Below are 16533 nucleotides of genomic sequence, written 5' to 3' on the forward strand. Positions count from 1 at the left end.
GCCGTTCGAGGAATTCCAGCGCTACAAGACGCACCCGTCGATCCGCGCGTTCCTGGAAGGCGGCAAGCGCGTGTCGTACGGCGCGCGCGCGATCACGGCCGGCGGGCTGCTGTCGCTGCCGAAGACGGTGTTCCCGGGCGGCGCGCTGATCGGCGACGACGCGGGCTTCCTGAACGCCTCGCGGATCAAGGGCAGCCACGCGGCGATCAAGACCGGCATGCTGGCGGCCGACGCCGCGTTCGACGCGGTGCAGGCCGGCCGCCAGGGCGACGAGCTCAACGCGTATCCGGACGCCTTCAAGCAGTCGTGGCTGTACACGGAGTTGTACCGCGCGCGCAACTTCAAGCAGTGGATGGCGAAGGGCCTGTACCTCGGCACGCTGATGGTCGGGCTCGAGCAGAAGGTGATGGGCGGCAACGTGCCGTGGACGCTGCACCACAAGCACGCGGACCACGAGATGCTGAAGCCGGCGTCGCAATGCCAGCCGATCGAGTATCCGAAGCCGGACGGCAAGCTGACGTTCGACCGGCTGTCGTCGGTGTTCATCTCGAACACGAACCACGAGGAGAACCAGCCGGCACACCTGACGCTGAAGGATGCGAACGTGCCGGTGAACGTGAACCTGCGTACCTACGCGGGGCCGGAGGGGCGCTTCTGCCCGGCGGCCGTATACGAGTTCGTGAAGAACGACGACGGCAGCGATCGCCTGGTGATCAACGCGCAGAACTGCGTGCACTGCAAGACCTGCGACATCAAGGACCCGACGCAGAACATCGTGTGGGTCACGCCGGAAGGCGGCGGCGGGCCGAATTACCCGAACATGTAATTGCCGGAACGCGCCGCCACGAACGGCGCGTTGATCAGACGCCGCAAACGAAACGGGGCGCTGCTTGAAGCAGCGCCCCGTTTTGCATGCTCCGCGCAATGGCCGGGCGAGACGTGCAGCGCCCTGCCCGCTTGCGTCAGGTCGCGCTGCCTGCGATCTTCGGCGTCGGCGTCTCGACGTCCCCGCACTGCGCGCGATGGCGCAGTGCATGGTCGATCAGCACCAGCGCGAGCATCGACTCGGCGATCGGCGTCGCGCGGATGCCGACGCACGGATCGTGACGGCCGAACGTTTCCACCGTCGCCTCGTCGCCGGCCTTCGTGATCGAACGGCGCGGCGTGCGGATGCTCGACGTCGGCTTGATCGCGATCGACACGGTGATGTCCTGCCCCGTCGAAATCCCGCCGAGCACGCCGCCCGCATGGTTGCCGACGAAACCGCCCGGCGTCAGCTCGTCGCCATGCACCGAGCCGCGCTGCGCGACGCTTTCGAAGCCCGCGCCGATCTCGACGCCCTTCACCGCGTTGATGCTCATCATCGCCTTTGCGATGTCCGCATCGAGACGGTCGAACACCGGCTCGCCCCAGCCGACCGGCACGCCAGACGCGACGACGTCGATGCGCGCGCCGATCGAATCGCCGTCCTTGCGCAGCGCATCCATGTACGCCTCGAGCTCCGGCACGACCGCCGCATTCGGCGAGAAGAACGGATTTTCGTGCACGTGCGACCAGTCGACGAACGGCACGTCGATCTCGCCGAGGCCGCTCATGTAGCCACGCACTTCGACGCCGAAGCGCTCGCGCAGCCACTTCTTCGCAACCGCACCCGCGCCGACGATCGGCGCGGTCAGGCGCGCCGACGAGCGGCCGCCGCCGCGGTAGTCGCGGATGCCGTACTTCTGCCAATAGGTGTAGTCAGCGTGGCCGGGACGGAACGTCTCGACGATGTTGCCGTAATCCTTGCTGCGCTGGTCGGTGTTGCGGATCAGCAGCGCGATCGGCGTACCGGTCGTCACGCCTTCGAACACGCCCGACAGGATCTCGACCTCGTCGGCCTCCTGCCGTTGCGTGACGTGACGTGACGTGCCGGGCTTGCGGCGATCGAGCTCGACCTGGATGTCGGCTTCGGTCAGCCCCATTCCCGGCGGGCAACCATCGATCACGCAGCCGATCGCGGGACCGTGCGATTCGCCGAAGGTCGTGACAGTGAAAAGCGTGCCGAGGGTATTGCCGGACATGATGGAACCGCCCAAAGAGAAAAGGACAAGCCAGTACGGACCTGCCGAAATATAGACAGGCCTATATCTTGCGCGTCATGAAATATAGACAGACCTATATTATGCCAGTCGTCCCGCCGGCGCGGGACCTGCACGGCATGTCGCCGGCAGGACGCACCGTGGGACGGGCAAGCCAACCTTCGCGCGGACGAAAGCAGGCAAGCCTCAATTGAATCGGCGAGTGATCGGAGCCGTACCGCACCGCTCGGGGCCGCCTGACGCCACCTGCCCGCCGCCTACTTTCGCGCGCCGCGCAGTTCGGTCACCGCGGCCTGCAGCGACTCGGGTGTCGCGACCGACGCCGGGACCGGCTCACCGACCGCCAGCGTCAGCCGGCTCATGACGCCGCGCTTGATGGGCCGAGGCATCCGCGCATCGGTATGCCGCGAAAAATAGCTACCCCACAGCCCGCGCAGCGCCATCGGAATCACCGGCGCCGGCGTGCGGGTCAGGATCTCAGTGATGCCGTGGTGGAACGTGTTGATGTCACCCGTCTTCGTCAGCTTGCCTTCCGGGAAGATGCACACGAGTTCGCCTTCCTTCAGCGCAGCCTCGCATGCGTCGTACGCGCGCGCGAGCATCGCGGGATCCTCGTGGCGCGGCGCGATCGGGATCGCCTTCGCATGCCGGAACACCCAGCTCGCGAAGCGCGTCTTGAAGATCCGGTGATCCATCACGAAACGGATCGGACGCGGGCTCGCGGCGGCCAGCACGAGCGCGTCGACGTAGCTGACGTGGTTGCACACGAGCACGGCGGCCCCTTCTGCCGGAATCCGCTCCGCATGCACGAGGCGAATCCGGTAGAAGGTGTGTACGAGCACCCACGCAACGAAGCGCAGAAGGAACTCGGGCACGAGCAGATAGATATACGTGGCGACGATCACGTTAAGCAGCGCGGTGACGAGGAACAGCCCCGGGATGTCGACGCCGGCCTTGGTCAGCCCCATCGCCATCACGGCCGACAGGATCATGAACAGCGCGTTCAGGATGTTGTTCGCGGCGATGATCCGCGCGCGGTGCGTCGGCGCGCTGCGGCTCTGGATCAGCGCGTACAGCGGCACGCTGTAGAAGCCGCCGAACATCGCGAGCAGGAACAGGTCCGCCAGGATGCGCCAGTGGCGCGCGCCGGCCAGGAATTCTCCGACCGACAGCAGATGGCCGGGCGACGGCAGCGCATGGCTCGCGAAATACAGCTCGATCGCAAATACGCTGATGCCGATCGAGCCGAGCGGCACGAGGCCGATCTCGACGCGCCGCTGTGACAGCCGTTCGCACAGCAGCGAGCCGAGGCCGATGCCGACCGAGAACGTCGCGAGCAGGATCGTGACGACGTCGGGGCTCGCGGACAGCACATCCTTCGCGAAATTGAAGAACGACGTGAGGAACGTCGCACCGACGAACCACAGCCACGAGATGCCGAGCAGGCTCAGGAACACGGTGCGGTTCTGGCGTGCGAGCCCGAGGTTGCGCCAGGTCTCGCTGACCGGATTCCAGTTGATCACGAGATCGGGCTGAGGCGCCGGCGTGGACGGCACGCGCTGCGAGACAAGTCGCCCGGCGATCGCGATGACGACGACGCTCACCGCGAGCACGCGCTCGCCGCTGCCTTCGATGCCCGCAGCCGCGCCGCCGATGATCGTGCCGATCAGGATCGCGATGAACGTACCCATCTCGACGAGACCGTTGCCGCCAACCAGCTCGTGCTCGCCGAGATGCTGCGGCAGGTACGAATACTTGACGGGCCCGAACAGCGTCGAGTGCATCCCCATCATGAACGTGCACAGGTACAGCAAGGGCGCGCTGTGCGTGACGAAGCCCGCCGCGCCGACCAGCATCAGCACGATCTCGAAGGTCTTCACGAATCGCGTGAGGGTTGCCTTGTCGTACTTGTCGGCGATCTGGCCGGACGTCGCCGAGAACAGCACGAACGGCAAAATGAAGATTGCGGAAATCAGGAAGGCGGCCGTCTTCGCATCGACGCCGGAGAACCGCGCGGTGTGATAGGTGACCAGCGACGTGAAGCCGATCTTGAAGACGTTGTCGTTCAGCGCACCGAGGAACTGGGTCGTGAAGAACGGCGCGAAACGACGCTCGCGCAGCAGGTCGAACTGCGACGCGTGGGCGCGCCGTTCGTCGCGCTGCCCGGATGTGGCTTGCGTTTGATCGCTCATGCGGAATACGCGCGCGTCGTCTTGGCGAAGCTGCGCGGGCCTTGTCGTGTTGTCGTTGAAAAAACGGCGGCGCAGGACCAACCTGCGCCGCCGCGTGCCGGATGGCGACGCCCGCGCGTCAGGGCGCAGGGCGCGGCGTGGTTCACGGCTTGTGCGCTTCGGCTTCCGATTCCGGCCAGTCGCGGATGTACGCCTTCAGCATCCGGTTCTCGAAGCTCTGCGCCTCGACGACCGTCTTCGCGACGTCGTAGAACGAAATGACGCCCATCAGCACCTTCTTGTCGAGCACCGGCATGTAGCGCGCATGGCGCTCGAGCATCATCCGGCGCACTTCGTTGACGTCCGTTTCCGGCGTGCAGGTGAGCGGCTCGTCCATCACCTTGCGCACCTGCACGTCGCCGATCGCGCCGCCATTCACGTGCAGGCGCAGGATGATCTCGCGGAACGTCAGCATCCCGACGAGATCGCCATACTCCATCACGACGAGCGAACCGATGTCGTGCTCGGCCATCGTATCGACCGCTTCGCGCAGCGGCTTATCGGGCGTCACCGTAAACAGCGTGTTGCCCTTCACTTTCAGAATATCGCTGACGCGCATCGTAGTCCCCTCATGCTTGAATGCAAAACCTCTTTCGATCCTATCGGAAAGCCTGTCAAAAGGAAAGCTCGGGGCCGCGCGGCGGGCCGCGCCCCGCTTGCGGAAGCGGTCTGCCGGCAGCACAATGGCCCTATGAACAGCGGCCAGAGGAGACGTCCATGGCGCATACGCATTCGGAGCAATTCGCCAGCTTCGCCGATTTCTACCCGTATTACCTGAACGAACACCAGAACCTGGCGTCGCGCCGGCTGCACTTCATCGGCTCGCTCGGCGTGATCGGCTGCGTCGCGATGGCAATCGCGACCGGAAACTGGCCGTGGCTGCCGGCAGCCGTCGTCTGCGGCTACGGGTTCGCGTGGATCGGACACTTCTTCTTCGAGAAGAACCGCCCGGCCACGTTCCGGCACCCGATCTACAGCCTGATGGGCGACTGGGTGATGTTCAAGGATATCTGCACCGGCAAGATCCCGCTGTAGCGGCCGAGCGCCCCGCTCACGCCGGCCGCGGCGGCCGCGCATGCGGGTCGGACACGGTGCCCGGCGCCTGCCCCGGGATCGCCGCCGGCTGCGCGCCCGCGAGCCGGTGCGCGGCGATCAGCGATGCGAGCGACACGTCGAACCGGTCGCTCGACAGCACCGCGAGCAGCGCAGCGCCATCCACGTGGCTGCGGCGCCGCTGCAGCTGGTAGGTGAGCTCCGTGCGGTCGATCACCAGCACGTCGAACAGCTGCGCAAGCGTCAGCTGCTCGGGGTTCGCGAGCAGGATGTAGCGCGGCGTGGTCTCACCGCCGCCGTCGAGCCGCGCAATCCATTCGCGCTCCTCCATCGTCGTCAGCAAGCGCTGCGCGGTTTCCATGTCGCAGCGCAGCAGGGTCGCGAGCCGCATCGCCGTGTAGCCGCGCTTGCCGGCCGTGCGCGCGTCGGCCAGCCGCGCGAGCATTTCCAGCGCGTCAAGCAGATCGCTGCCCGGATAGTGGATACGGTGGAACTGGCCGACGCGGATCGCCGGCAGCGCAGAGGCCACCATCGCGCCGAGCAGCGCGATGAACCAGCTCAGGTACACCCATAACAGGAACACCGGCAACGCCGCGAACGCGCCATAGACGGCCGTATAGGTCGGAATGCGCCGCACGTAGTAGCCGAAGCCGCGCTTCGCGAGCTCGAACGCGACGGCCGCGAACAGCCCGCCGATCACCGCGTCGCGCCATGCAACCGTGCAGTTCGGCAGGTACACGTACAGCAGCGTGAACGCGAGCACCGTCAGCGGTAGCGACACGAGCGCGAGCAGCCATTCGACGATCGACGTCGACGGCGCCGCCCCCGTAAACGCCAGCGACTGCGTGAACAGGTACGACGAGATCGACAGGCTCACGCCGAACAGCAGCGGGCCGAGCGTAATCAGCGCCCAGTACGCGAGCACGCGCTGTGCGAACGGCCGCGGCTTGCGCACCCGCCAGATCAGGTTGAAGGCCGACTCGATCGTCATCATCGTCATCACCGACGTGACGACGAGCACGATCAGGCCGGCCGTCGTCAGCCCCTTCGCCTTCGACGCGAACTGGTTCAGGTACTTGAAGATCTGGATGTTGAACTGCGCAGGCATCAGGTGATCCGCGAGGAACCCCTGCAGCGAGATCTGGAACGACGCGAACATCGGGAAAGCGGTGAACAGCGCGAACGCGACCGTCACGAGCGGCACGAGCGCCAGCATCGTCGTAAACGTCAGACTGCCCGCCACTTGCGGGATGCGATCCTCGGCGCTGCGCCGGGCCGCGAACTGCGCCAGGCGCTTGATGGTGTCGAGATCGACGCTCAACTTCGGCAAACGGTTTCTCCTTCCTGATTCCGCGCGCCCGACGGCGCGCCGCCGCCGCGCTGCGCGACGGCTTCAGCCCCTATAATAGCCGCTCGATTCCAGCAGGGGCCGACTGCACCGGGCGCGCGCGCGGCCGCACGCGGCTCCGTCGCCCATGAAAGACATTCTCGTCCTCTATTACAGCCGTCACGGCGCCACGCGCGATCTCGCGCTCGCGATCGCGAACGGCATCGACAGCGTGCCGGGCATGCAGGCCCGCATCCGCACCGTGCCGCCCGTGTCGGCCGTCTGCGAAGCCACTGCCCCCGACATCCCCGCCGACGGCCCGCCATACGCGGAACTGCGGGATCTCGAGGAATGCGCGGGCCTCGCGCTCGGTTCGCCGACCCGTTTCGGCAACATGGCCGCCTCGCTCAAGTATTTCCTCGACGGCACCACACCGCAATGGCTGTCGGGCGCACTGTCCGGCAAGCCGGCCAGCGTGTTCACGTCGACGGGCAGCCTGCACGGCGGCCAGGAATCGACGTTGCTGTCGATGATGCTGCCGCTGCTCCATCACGGGATGATGATCGTCGGCATCCCGTACACGGAATCCGCGCTCACCACGACGCGCACCGGCGGCACGCCGTACGGCGCGTCGCATGTCGCGCAGCACGATCGCTCGGCAGCCGCCGGGCTGTCGGCGGACGAAAAGGCGCTCGCGGCCGCGCTCGGCGTGCGGCTCGCGCGCGCGGCGGCCGCCCTCTCCAGCGCCCAGGCCGCCGACGCCGCATGAATGCCCCCGCCCGCCCCGCCGTCGCGGCCCGGCCGCGCTACGCGCGGGTCGCCACCGCGTGCCTCGTCGCGCTGATCGCGCTGTCGCTCGCGTGGGAGCTGTGGCTCGCACCGCTGCGCCCGGGCGGCTCCGCGCTGATGCTCAAGGCCATCCCGCTCGCGCTCGCGCTGCCGGGCGTCTGGCGGCGTAACATCTATACGATGCAGTGGGCGAGCATGCTGATACTCGTCTATTTCGCCGAAGGCGTCGTGCGCGGCATGTCCGATCGCGGACTGTCCGCGACGCTCGGCTGGTGCGAGACCACGCTTGCCGTCGCCTTCTTCGCGGCGGCGCTGGCGTACGTCGCGCCGTTCAAGCGCGCGGCGAAAAAGTCGCGCGCTGCGTCCTGACCCTTACGCGACAAGGTGAAGATGTCCTCCGAAGCTTTCGTTTCCGCGTGCCGCGACGCGATCGGCGCCGATCATGTGCTGACCGACCCGCACGATACCGAACCGTTCCTGACCGACTGGCGCCGCCGCTACAAGGGTGCCGCATGCGCGGTGCTGAAGCCCGCGAACACCGCCGAAGTCGCCGCGCTCGTCAAGCTGGCCAATGCACACGGCATCGCACTCGTGCCGCAAGGCGGCAATACGGGCCTGGCCGGCGGCGCCACGCCCGACGCGAGCGGCAGCCAGGCCGTGCTGAGCATCGCGCGGCTGAACCGCGTGCGTGCGCTCGATCCGCACAACAACACGATCACCGTCGAAGCCGGCGTGATCCTCGCCGACGTGCAGGCGCGCGCCCGCGAAGGCGGCCGGCTGTTCGCGCTGAGCCTCGCGGCGGAAGGCAGCTGCACGATCGGCGGCAACCTGTCGACCAATGCGGGCGGCACCGCCGTGCTGCGCTACGGCAATGCGCGCGAGCTGTGTCTGGGGCTCGAGGTCGTGACGCCCCAGGGTGAAATCTGGGACGGCCTGCGCGGACTGCGCAAGGACAACACCGGCTACGACCTGCGCGACCTGTTCATCGGCGCGGAAGGCACGCTCGGGATCATCACGGCGGCCGTGATGAAGCTGCATCCGCTGCCGGCCGCGCAGGTCACGGCACTCGCCGCGCTCGAGTCGCCGCACGCGGCGCTCGATTTCCTCGCGCTCGCGCAGCGCGCGGCCGGGCCGCTGCTGACCGGCTTCGAGCTGATGTCGGACTTCTGCATGCAGCTCGTGGGCAAGCACTACCCGCAACTGCGCTACCCGTTTGCGCAGACGCATGCGCAGACCGTGCTGCTCGAACTGTCCGACAACGAAAGCGAAGCGCATGCGCGCGCGCTGTTCGAGAAACTGATGGAGGAGGCGTTCGAGGCCGGGCTCGTGGTCGACGCGGTGGTCGCGGAGAATCTCGCGCAGTCGCGTGCGTTCTGGGACCTGCGCGAACACATCCCGCTCGCGCAGGCCGACGAGGGGCTCAACATCAAGCACGACATCGCGGTGCCGATTTCGTCGATCGCGCGCTTCATCGACGAGACCGACGCGGCGATCCAGCAAGCCGCGCCGGGCGCGCGGATGGTCACGTTCGGCCACCTCGGCGACGGCAACCTCCACTACAACGTGCAGATGCCCGAAGGCGGCGATCCGAAAGCGTTCCTGGCCGCGTTCCAGGCGCCGATCAACCGGATCGTCTACGACAACGTGCACCGCCACCACGGCACGATCAGCGCGGAGCACGGCATCGGCCAGTTGAAGATCGACGACGCGCAGCGTTACAAGTCACCGGTCGAAACGACGCTGATGCGCACGCTGAAGACCGCGCTCGATCCGCGCGGCCTGATGAATCCCGGCAAGGTCCTGCGCTGAAGCCACCCACTCCGGAGCCACGTCCGTGAAAGTCCGCGTCCTGTCCGACCTGCATCTCGAAAGCAACCTGCCCGACGCGATCCCGCATGCCGATGCGGATCTCGTCGTGCTGGCCGGCGACATCCACAATCACGCGGAAGGCCTGCGCTGGGCCGCCGAAACGTTCGATCCCGCGGTGCCGGTGATCTACGTGCCGGGCAACCACGAGTACTACGACGGGGAATTCGGCGCGCTGGAGACGGCGATGCGCGATGCGGCGCAGGCGCTCGACAATGTGCATTACCTGAACAACGACGTCTACGTCGATCCCGGGCAGCGTTTTCGCGTGCTCGGCACGACGCTCTGGGCCGATTTTTCACTGTTCGGCGCCGACGAAGCCAGCGTTGCCGGGTCGATCGAGGCCGGGCTGCGCGTGATGCTCGATTTCAAGGGATTGATCCAGGTGACCTGGCCGCACGACGCGGCGCTGCATGCGGTACCGGGCACGCCGGAACGGGATTTCTCGCCGGCCGACGCCATCGCGCTGCATCGACGCAGCCGCGCGTGGCTCGAAGCGCAGCTCGCGACGCCGTTCGCGGGCCAAACGATCGTCGTGACCCACCACGCGCCGCACCGGCGCTCGCTGGCGGAGCGCTATGCGGAAGACCTTGCGTCGGCGGGATTCGTGACGGACATGGCGGCACTCGTGCGGCCGCCGGTCAATCTGTGGCTCCACGGCCACACGCATACGTCATTCGACTATGTGGCGGATGGCGGCACACGCGTGGTGTGCAACCCGCGCGGCTACATCCACCGGCGCACCGGCGAACTGGAAAACACCGCGTTCGCGTGGGACAAGGTCGTCGAGCTCGGCTGAACGCCGGCCCGCCCGGCCGCGTTGCGCGGCCTTGTTCGACCCGGAGCGTGACAGCGGGATCAGCGGCCGGGGCGGCGTTGCTCGCGCACCCGCACCGGCACCGGCTTCATCTGCGCCTTCGCCTTCATCGCGCGCAGCAGGTCGCGGGTCGCCGCGGCGGCCGCGGCCGCGCCCAGCAAGACTCCAAGGCCGATCATCAGGTGCGTATCCATTGCTGCTCCGGGGTTGCGTATCTCGTTAATTCCCACAGTATCAAACTGTCTGACACGCGTTCGTAAAAAAATGTTGCGTGAAGGACAAATCTCGTCAGATTGCAGTCAACCGCGCTGTCATGCCGCACGCGTGTACTGCTCGAGCGCGGCTTCGTCGGCTGCGAGCGTGGCCGGCAGTTCGTCGCGCAGGAAATCGACCCAGGTGCGAATTTTCGCGTCGAGGTACTGGCGCGACGGATACAGCGCATAGATGTTCATCACGTGCGACCGGTATTCGGGCATCACGCGCACGATGTGGCCGCTGCGCAACCAGCCGATCGCCGAATAGAGCGGCAGCCCGCCGATCCCCATCCCTTCCCGCACGGCCACCGCGAGCGCCTCGGCGACGTTGACGCGAAACGGCGGCGCCGTGATCGGGACGACCTCGTCGCCGTTCGGCCCCGCCAGCGCCCATTCGTCGAACTGGAAGCCCGGCGCGACCATCCCGAGGCATATGTGCTGCGCGAGATCCGCCGGCCGCTGCGGCACGCCATGGGCCTCGACATAGCCGCGCGACGCGCACACCACGCTGTAGCTCTCGCCGAGCCGCTGCGACACGAGCCCCGAATCCGGCAGGTCGCGGCCGACGACGATCGCGACGTCATAGCCCTCGTCGAGCAGGTCGGGCATCCGCTGCGCAAGTGTCAGCTCGACGTGCACGTCCGGGTAGCGCTCGCGATAGCGCGCGACGGCCGGCACCAGGTAGTGCTGGCCGAGGCTCGTGAAGCAATGAACCTTCAGCTTGCCCGACGGGCGCGCATGCGCGTCGCCCGCCTCGGCTTCGGCCTGGTCGACATACGCGAGGATCTGCTCGCAGCGCTGCAGGTAGCGCTCGCCGGCTTCGGTCAGCGCGATCCGGCGCGTCGTGCGGTTCAGCAGGCGCGTGCGCAGGTGCGCCTCGAGATCGGAAACCGCGCGCGACGCGTAGGCGGTGGTCGAATTCATCTGCTGGGCGGCCGCGGTAAAGCTTCCCGCGTCGACCACGCGGACGAATACCCGCATGTTTTGTAACGTATCCATCCCATTGCCCATTTGAATCCGGACGGATTGTTGCACAGAGGCGAACAAGTATTGTCTCAGGATTCGTAAAAATGACTTGCACCCTTGTCCATTTATTCAGGAATCACTGAAAAATATAATCGCATCCGACTCATCTATATCCGAAAGGGAGAAAATCGTGCAGTCTCCGGCGACAAAAGGGACGCTCGCACTGGCGGTTCTTGCAGTCTCATTAATAATGGCCGGATGCGCGAGCATGGGCGACAACAAGCCGCAGTCGGCCCGCATCGAGGCGAACGCACTCGACGCCGGCGCCGCGATCCGTGCGGCCGACCGTGACGCGGGCTGGCCCGCGGCCGACTGGTGGCGCGCCTACCGCGATCCGCAGCTCGACGCCTGGATTGCTGCCGCCCAGGCCGGCAACCCGACGCTCGCGGCCGCCGAGGCCCGAGTGCGCGAAGCGCAGGCGATGGCGCGCGTGGCCCGCTCGGCCGAATTGCCGCAGATCAACGGCAACCTCTCGCTGATGCGCGAGCACTGGCCGGACAACGTGTACTACGGCCCGGGGCCGCTCGCGAACGCCGATACCTGGAACAACACCGGCACGCTCGGCCTGTCGTACCACCTCGACCTGTGGGGCAAGGACAAGAACGCGACCGAGCGCGCGCTCGACACGGCGCATGCGACCGTCGCCGATGCGCGCGCGGCCAAGCTCGAGCTCGAGGTCAACGTCGTGCGCGCGTATGTCCAGATGTCGATGAACTATGCGTTGCTCGATCTCGCGCACCAGACGTTCGAACGCCAGCATTCGCTCGCCGATCTCGCGCGCAAGCGGCTGCAGGCGGGCCTCGGCACGCAGCTCGAGGTGAGCCAGGCGGAATCGACACTGCCCGACTATGAGCGCCAGATCGACAGCTACGAGGAAGCGATCCAGCTCGCGCGGCACCAGCTTGCCGCGCTGGCCGGCAAGGGTCCGGGCGCGGGCGACGCGATCAAGCGGCCGCAGCTGTCGCTCGACGCGCCTGCCGGCCTGCCGTCGGCGATGCCGGCCGACCTCCTCGGCCGCCGCCCCGACGTCGTCGCGGCGCGCTGGACGGTCGACGCGCAGGCGCGCGGCATCGATGTCGCAAAGGCGTCTTTCTACCCGAACATCGACCTGCTCGCGACGGTCGGCGGCTTCGGCGTGACCGCGCCCTTCACCGACTTCCTGCGCGCGATGAACGGCGGCTGGACGGCCGGCCCCGCGCTGTCGCTGCCGATCTTCGAAGGCGGCCGGCTGCGCGCGCAGCTCGGCGCGGCCAATGCCGGCTACGACCAGGCGGTCGAGCGCTACAACCAGACGATCGTCGGCGCGCTCAAGGACATCGCCGACCAGGTCGTGCGGATCCGTTCGCTCGATACGCAGAAGAAGGACGCCGCACGCTCGGTGGCCGCCAACGACCGCAGCTACCAGCTGTCGCGCGAAGGGTTCCGCCGCGGGCTGACCGACTACGTGAACGTGCTGGTCGCGCAGCAGCAGTTGCTGCGCGCGCAGGAGACGGCCGCCCGCATCGATGCGGAACGCCTCGCCGCACACGCTCAGTTGATGGCCGCGCTCGGCGGCGGCGTCGAGACGGGCACGGACCTGCAGGGCGATCACTCGCCGAGCAGCCATCCGTCGCACGACGAATCCGCCGCGGGCGCAGCCGCGCCTGCCGCCGCGCCGGGTGCCAAGCCCGTGGCGGCAGTCGCCCGGCCCGCGCAGGTGGCCGCCGCCGGTGCGTCCGGCGTGCCGGCCGCACGGTAACGCGGAGCGACGCCATGTCAGCCTTCCCCCCCGCTTCCACGCCCGCCGGCGGTCCGTTCTCTGCCTGGAGCGCCGCGTTCGGCGACTGGGCCCGCACCGACGGCGCCGCGTGGCTCTACCTGTTCAAGGCGCTGCTCGCGACCTTCATCGCGCTCGGCGTGTCGATGCGGCTCGACCTGCCGGCACCGAAGACGGCGATGACGACCGTCTTCATCGTGATGCAGCCGCAAAGCGGCGCCGTGCTCGCGAAAAGCTTCTACCGGGTCGCCGGCACGATCTTCGGGCTCGTCGCGACGCTCACGTTCGTCGGGCTGTTCCCGCAGCAGCCGCAGCTGTTCCTGCTGGCCATCGCGCTGTGGATCGCGCTGTGCACCGCCGGCGCCGCGCGCAACCGCAACTTCCGCAGCTACGGCTTCCTGCTCGCCGGCTATACGACCGCGTTGATCGGCCTGCCCGCGTCGCAACACCCTGACGGTGCATTCATGAGCGCGATGACGCGCGTCTCGGAAGTCATCATCGGGATCGTGTCGGCCGGCGTCGTCAGCGCGCTCGTGTTTCCGCAGTACACAGGCGAGCAGATGCGCACGACGGTGCGCAAGCGCTTCGGCAGCTTCGTCGACTACGTCGCGTCGGCGCTGTCGGGCCAGCTCGACCGCGCGCACATCGAGACCATCCACACGCGCTTCGTCGCCGACGTAGTCGGCTTCGAGGCCGCGCGCAGCATGGCCGTGTTCGAGAACCCGGACACGCGCATGCGCAGCGGCCGCCTCGCGCGACTGAACAGCGAGTTCATGAGCGCGTCGAGCCGCTTTCACGCGCTGCATCAGTTGATGAACCGGCTGCACGCAGCCGGTGCGCAGGCCGCGATCGATGCGATCGAACCGTATTTCCGCGAAATCGCGCCGCTGCTCACGCGCGATGGCGAACCCGTGCACACGTCGGTCGACGCCGCGCACTCGGCCGAGCAACTGCTCGCGTGGCGCGACGCGCTGCCGCGCCGCATCCGCGCGACGCGCGCGGAACTCGAAACGCAGCCCGACTTCCCGCTGCTCGACTTCGACACGGCCGCCGAACTGCTGTACCGCTTCATCACCGACCTGCAGGAATACGCGGCGACCTATGCGTCGCTCGCGACCGCGACGCACGAGCGCGAACGCTGGATCGAACGCTACGAGCCGCGTACGAACCGGACGGCCGCCACGATCGCGGGGATTCGCACCGCGACGGTGATTCTCGCGCTGGGCTGGTTCTGGATCGAGACCGCGTGGCCGAGCGGCGTGATGCTGGTGCTGAACGCCGCGGCGACCTGCGCGCTCGCGTCGTCGGCGCCGCGCCCGACCGCGATGGCCGCGCAGATGGGGATGGGCACGGCGCTGGCCGTTTGCACCGGCTTCCTGCTGATGTTCGGCATCTACCCGCGGATCGACGGCTTCGTCCTGCTGTGCGCGGCGCTCGCGCCGTTACTCGCGATCGGCATCTACATGACGCTGAAGCCGAAGCTCGCGGGCTACGGAATGGGCTACCTGATCTTCTTCTGCTTCCTGGCCGGCCCCGACAGCATCACGCACTACGATCCCACCAGCTTCATGAACGACGCGCTCGCGCTGCTGCTGTCGATGCTGGTATCGGCGATCGCGTTCGCCGTGCTGTTCCCGCCGACCGCGCCGTGGCTCAAGAAGCGGCTGTTCGCCGACCTGCGTCACCAGGCTGTCGCGGCCTGCCATGCGCGGCTCGCCGGATTGCGCACGCGCTTCGAGAGCGGCGCGCGCGACCTGATGTACCAGGCGCACACGCTGTCGGCCGACCAACCCGACGTGCAGCGCGACGCGCTGCGCTGGATGTTCGCGGTGCTCGAAACCGGCAATGCGGCCATCGACCTGCGCCACGAGCTGGCGACGCTGCCGCCGGACCCGCGCTACGCGCCGGCAACGCCGTGGCGACGCGCGATCGAGACGATGCGCGCCGCGCTGGCGTCGCTGTTCACCCGGCCGGACGCCGGACGCTTCGACGCCACGCTCGCCGCGGTCAACGATGCGATCGACGCGACCCGGCAGACGCTCGACGCGTTCACGCCGACGCGCGAGGAACGTCACCGGCTGCAGCGCATCCTGAGCCACCTGCATTTCGTGCGCACGGCACTGCTCGATCCCGAATCGCCGCTCGCCGCGCTCAACCGCAACCGCCCCGTGCGTCCCCAACCAGGAGCCTCGTCATGATGCCGCGTGAAATCGCCATTCTCGATGCCTACATGCCCACGGTGGTGCTGATGTTCGTCCTCGGCGCGCTCGCGACCTGGGCCGTCGACCGCCTGCTCGCCTATACGGGCCTCTACCGTCTCGTCTGGCACCCGTCGCTGTTCCGGGCCTGCCTTCTCGTCTGCATTTGCGGCGGACTGAGTCTTGCCGTTTACCGTTGATTCCGAACCATCATGATTCTCAGAAAACTCTTCGGCTTCGTCGCGACCGCCGTCATTCTTCTCGTCGCGATCCTGATCGGGCGCTCGCTGTGGGTGCACTACATGGACGATCCGTGGACGCGCGACGGGCGCGTGCGCGCCGAGATCGTCAACGTCGCGCCGGACGTGTCGGGCGCGATCGTCGAATTGCCCGTGCATGACAACCAGCTCGTGAAAAAGGGCGACCTGATCATGCAGATCGACCCGTCGCACTACCAGATCGCGGTCGAGCAGGCGCAAGCGGCCGTCGCCGCCCGTCGCGCGGAACTGCAGATGCGCCGTGACGACGCGGCCCGCCGCGCGGATCTCGACGCGCTCGTCGTGTCGAAGGAAAACCGCGAGAACGCCGCGCATAGCGCGTCGAGCGCCGACGCGCAGTACCAGCAGGCGATCGCCGCGCTCGACGCCGCGAAGCTCAACCTCGAGCGCACACGCGTCGTCGCACCGGTCGACGGCTACATCACGAACCTGCAGACGTTCAAGGGCAACTACGCGGTGGCCGGCCAGGCGAAGCTCGCGATCGTCGACAGCCATTCGTTCTGGGTCTACGGCTACTTCGAGGAAACCAAGCTGCCGCGCGTGAAGATCGGCGCGCCTGCCGAGATGCGGCTGATGAGCGGTGGCGTGATGAAGGGCCACGTCGAAAGCATCTCGCGCGGCATCTACGATCGCGACAACCCGCAGAGCCGCGACCTCGTCGCGGACGTGAACCCGACCTTCAACTGGGTGCGCCTCGCGCAGCGCGTGCCGGTGCGCATCAAGATCGACGACGTGCCGGCCGACGTGGTGTTGTCGGCAGGCACGACCTGCACGGTCATCATCGATCCCGACAAGCAGAAGAAGTCGTAAGCGCGGAACAGCCGGCAACCCGCCGGATGCGCGCGTCACAGCCAGCC

Annotated in this window: 16 protein-coding genes; 10 read left to right on the forward strand and 6 right to left on the reverse strand. The window is 67.6% G+C overall.

Annotated features, from left to right (window positions below):
• Positions 1-826, forward strand: an 826-nt coding sequence (locus HWX39_RS32655) for an electron transfer flavoprotein-ubiquinone oxidoreductase (RefSeq protein WP_175971709.1), incomplete at its 5' end; no start/stop codon positions are given.
• Between the two features lie 136 nt (positions 827-962).
• On the opposite strand, the gene aroC is transcribed toward HWX39_RS32655, so the two are convergent.
• From aroC to HWX39_RS32670, 3 genes are all read right to left on the reverse strand, one after another.
• Entirely contained in the window at positions 963-2063 is a 1101-nt protein-coding gene (aroC, locus tag HWX39_RS32660) for a chorismate synthase (protein ID WP_122945138.1), read from the reverse strand.
• A gap of 275 nt (positions 2064-2338) precedes the next feature.
• Positions 2339-4273: an MFS transporter gene (locus HWX39_RS32665; protein ID WP_175971710.1), complete on the reverse strand. Its 1935-nt coding sequence runs from the start codon at positions 4271-4273 to the stop codon at positions 2339-2341.
• A gap of 142 nt (positions 4274-4415) precedes the next feature.
• Positions 4416-4871, reverse strand: a complete 456-nt coding sequence (locus tag HWX39_RS32670) for a CBS domain-containing protein (RefSeq protein ID WP_006488504.1) — start codon at positions 4869-4871, stop codon at positions 4416-4418.
• Positions 4872-5029: 158 nt separating this feature from the next.
• Here HWX39_RS32670 and HWX39_RS32675 point away from each other — a divergent pair, with 158 nt between their 5' ends.
• Positions 5030-5347, forward strand: coding sequence for an Mpo1-like protein (locus HWX39_RS32675; RefSeq protein WP_175971711.1), 318 nt, complete (start codon positions 5030-5032; stop codon positions 5345-5347).
• A gap of 16 nt (positions 5348-5363) precedes the next feature.
• On the opposite strand, the gene HWX39_RS32680 is transcribed toward HWX39_RS32675, so the two are convergent.
• Positions 5364-6695, reverse strand: a complete 1332-nt coding sequence (locus HWX39_RS32680) for a YihY family inner membrane protein (RefSeq protein ID WP_175971712.1) — start codon at positions 6693-6695, stop codon at positions 5364-5366.
• Between the two features lie 145 nt (positions 6696-6840).
• On the opposite strand from HWX39_RS32680, the gene wrbA reads away from it, so the two are divergent.
• The 4 genes from wrbA to HWX39_RS32700 are packed head-to-tail and all read left to right on the forward strand — an operon-like array spanning position 6841 to position 10146.
• Positions 6841-7461, forward strand: a complete 621-nt coding sequence (gene wrbA / locus HWX39_RS32685) for an NAD(P)H:quinone oxidoreductase (protein WP_175971713.1) — start codon at positions 6841-6843, stop codon at positions 7459-7461.
• Positions 7458-7850: a DUF2069 domain-containing protein gene (locus HWX39_RS32690; protein ID WP_175971714.1), complete on the forward strand. Its 393-nt coding sequence runs from the start codon at positions 7458-7460 to the stop codon at positions 7848-7850. Before wrbA ends, HWX39_RS32690 begins: the two co-directional genes overlap by 4 nt.
• 21 nt (positions 7851-7871) lie before the next feature.
• Complete coding sequence (locus HWX39_RS32695) at positions 7872-9290, forward strand: FAD-binding oxidoreductase (RefSeq protein ID WP_175971715.1); 1419 nt, start codon at positions 7872-7874, stop codon at positions 9288-9290.
• Between the two features lie 25 nt (positions 9291-9315).
• On the forward strand, positions 9316-10146 hold the full coding sequence (locus tag HWX39_RS32700; RefSeq protein WP_175971716.1) for a metallophosphoesterase: 831 nt from the start codon (positions 9316-9318) through the stop codon (positions 10144-10146).
• Positions 10147-10205: 59 nt separating this feature from the next.
• Here the strand turns inward: HWX39_RS32700 and HWX39_RS32705 are convergent, their stop codons facing one another.
• Both HWX39_RS32705 and HWX39_RS32710 read right to left on the reverse strand, forming a co-directional pair.
• Positions 10206-10358, reverse strand: a complete 153-nt coding sequence (locus tag HWX39_RS32705; protein WP_163008969.1) for a hypothetical protein — start codon at positions 10356-10358, stop codon at positions 10206-10208.
• A gap of 117 nt (positions 10359-10475) precedes the next feature.
• Positions 10476-11417: a LysR family transcriptional regulator gene (locus HWX39_RS32710; protein WP_175971717.1), complete on the reverse strand. Its 942-nt coding sequence runs from the start codon at positions 11415-11417 to the stop codon at positions 10476-10478.
• A 157-nt stretch (positions 11418-11574) separates the two neighbouring features.
• On the opposite strand from HWX39_RS32710, the gene HWX39_RS32715 reads away from it, so the two are divergent.
• The 4 genes from HWX39_RS32715 to HWX39_RS32730 are packed head-to-tail and all read left to right on the forward strand — an operon-like array spanning position 11575 to position 16486.
• The gene (locus HWX39_RS32715; protein WP_175971718.1) at positions 11575-13182 is read left to right on the forward strand and encodes an efflux transporter outer membrane subunit; all 1608 of its coding nucleotides are present in this window, start codon (positions 11575-11577) and stop codon (positions 13180-13182) included.
• A gap of 14 nt (positions 13183-13196) precedes the next feature.
• Positions 13197-15398, forward strand: a complete 2202-nt coding sequence (locus tag HWX39_RS32720) for an FUSC family protein (protein WP_175971719.1) — start codon at positions 13197-13199, stop codon at positions 15396-15398.
• Positions 15395-15598: a DUF1656 domain-containing protein gene (locus HWX39_RS32725; RefSeq protein ID WP_011351756.1), complete on the forward strand. Its 204-nt coding sequence runs from the start codon at positions 15395-15397 to the stop codon at positions 15596-15598. Before HWX39_RS32720 ends, HWX39_RS32725 begins: the two co-directional genes overlap by 4 nt.
• Before the next feature lie 12 nt (positions 15599-15610).
• On the forward strand, positions 15611-16486 hold the full coding sequence (locus HWX39_RS32730; protein WP_011351755.1) for an HlyD family secretion protein: 876 nt from the start codon (positions 15611-15613) through the stop codon (positions 16484-16486).
• Positions 16487-16533 lie beyond the last annotated feature (47 nt).

Source organism: Burkholderia sp. BCC0322, assembly GCF_902833045.1.
GTDB lineage: Bacteria > Pseudomonadota > Gammaproteobacteria > Burkholderiales > Burkholderiaceae > Burkholderia.

Excerpts from the sequence above, each read along its gene's own strand:
- HWX39_RS32730 (WP_011351755.1), top strand. The coding sequence starts at position 15,611 with ATGATTCTCAGAAAACTCTTCGGCTTCGTCGCGACCGCCGTCATTCTT.
- HWX39_RS32705 (WP_163008969.1), bottom strand. The coding sequence starts at position 10,358 with ATGGATACGCACCTGATGATCGGCCTTGGAGTCTTGCTGGGCGCGGCC.
- HWX39_RS32710 (WP_175971717.1), bottom strand. The coding sequence starts at position 11,417 with ATGGATACGTTACAAAACATGCGGGTATTCGTCCGCGTGGTCGACGCG.
- aroC (WP_122945138.1), bottom strand. The coding sequence starts at position 2,063 with ATGTCCGGCAATACCCTCGGCACGCTTTTCACTGTCACGACCTTCGGC.
- HWX39_RS32675 (WP_175971711.1), top strand. The coding sequence starts at position 5,030 with ATGGCGCATACGCATTCGGAGCAATTCGCCAGCTTCGCCGATTTCTAC.
- HWX39_RS32695 (WP_175971715.1), top strand. The coding sequence starts at position 7,872 with ATGTCCTCCGAAGCTTTCGTTTCCGCGTGCCGCGACGCGATCGGCGCC.
- HWX39_RS32665 (WP_175971710.1), bottom strand. The coding sequence starts at position 4,273 with ATGAGCGATCAAACGCAAGCCACATCCGGGCAGCGCGACGAACGGCGC.
- HWX39_RS32725 (WP_011351756.1), top strand. The coding sequence starts at position 15,395 with ATGATGCCGCGTGAAATCGCCATTCTCGATGCCTACATGCCCACGGTG.
- wrbA (WP_175971713.1), top strand. The coding sequence starts at position 6,841 with ATGAAAGACATTCTCGTCCTCTATTACAGCCGTCACGGCGCCACGCGC.
- HWX39_RS32670 (WP_006488504.1), bottom strand. The coding sequence starts at position 4,871 with ATGCGCGTCAGCGATATTCTGAAAGTGAAGGGCAACACGCTGTTTACG.
- HWX39_RS32720 (WP_175971719.1), top strand. The coding sequence starts at position 13,197 with ATGTCAGCCTTCCCCCCCGCTTCCACGCCCGCCGGCGGTCCGTTCTCT.
- HWX39_RS32690 (WP_175971714.1), top strand. The coding sequence starts at position 7,458 with ATGAATGCCCCCGCCCGCCCCGCCGTCGCGGCCCGGCCGCGCTACGCG.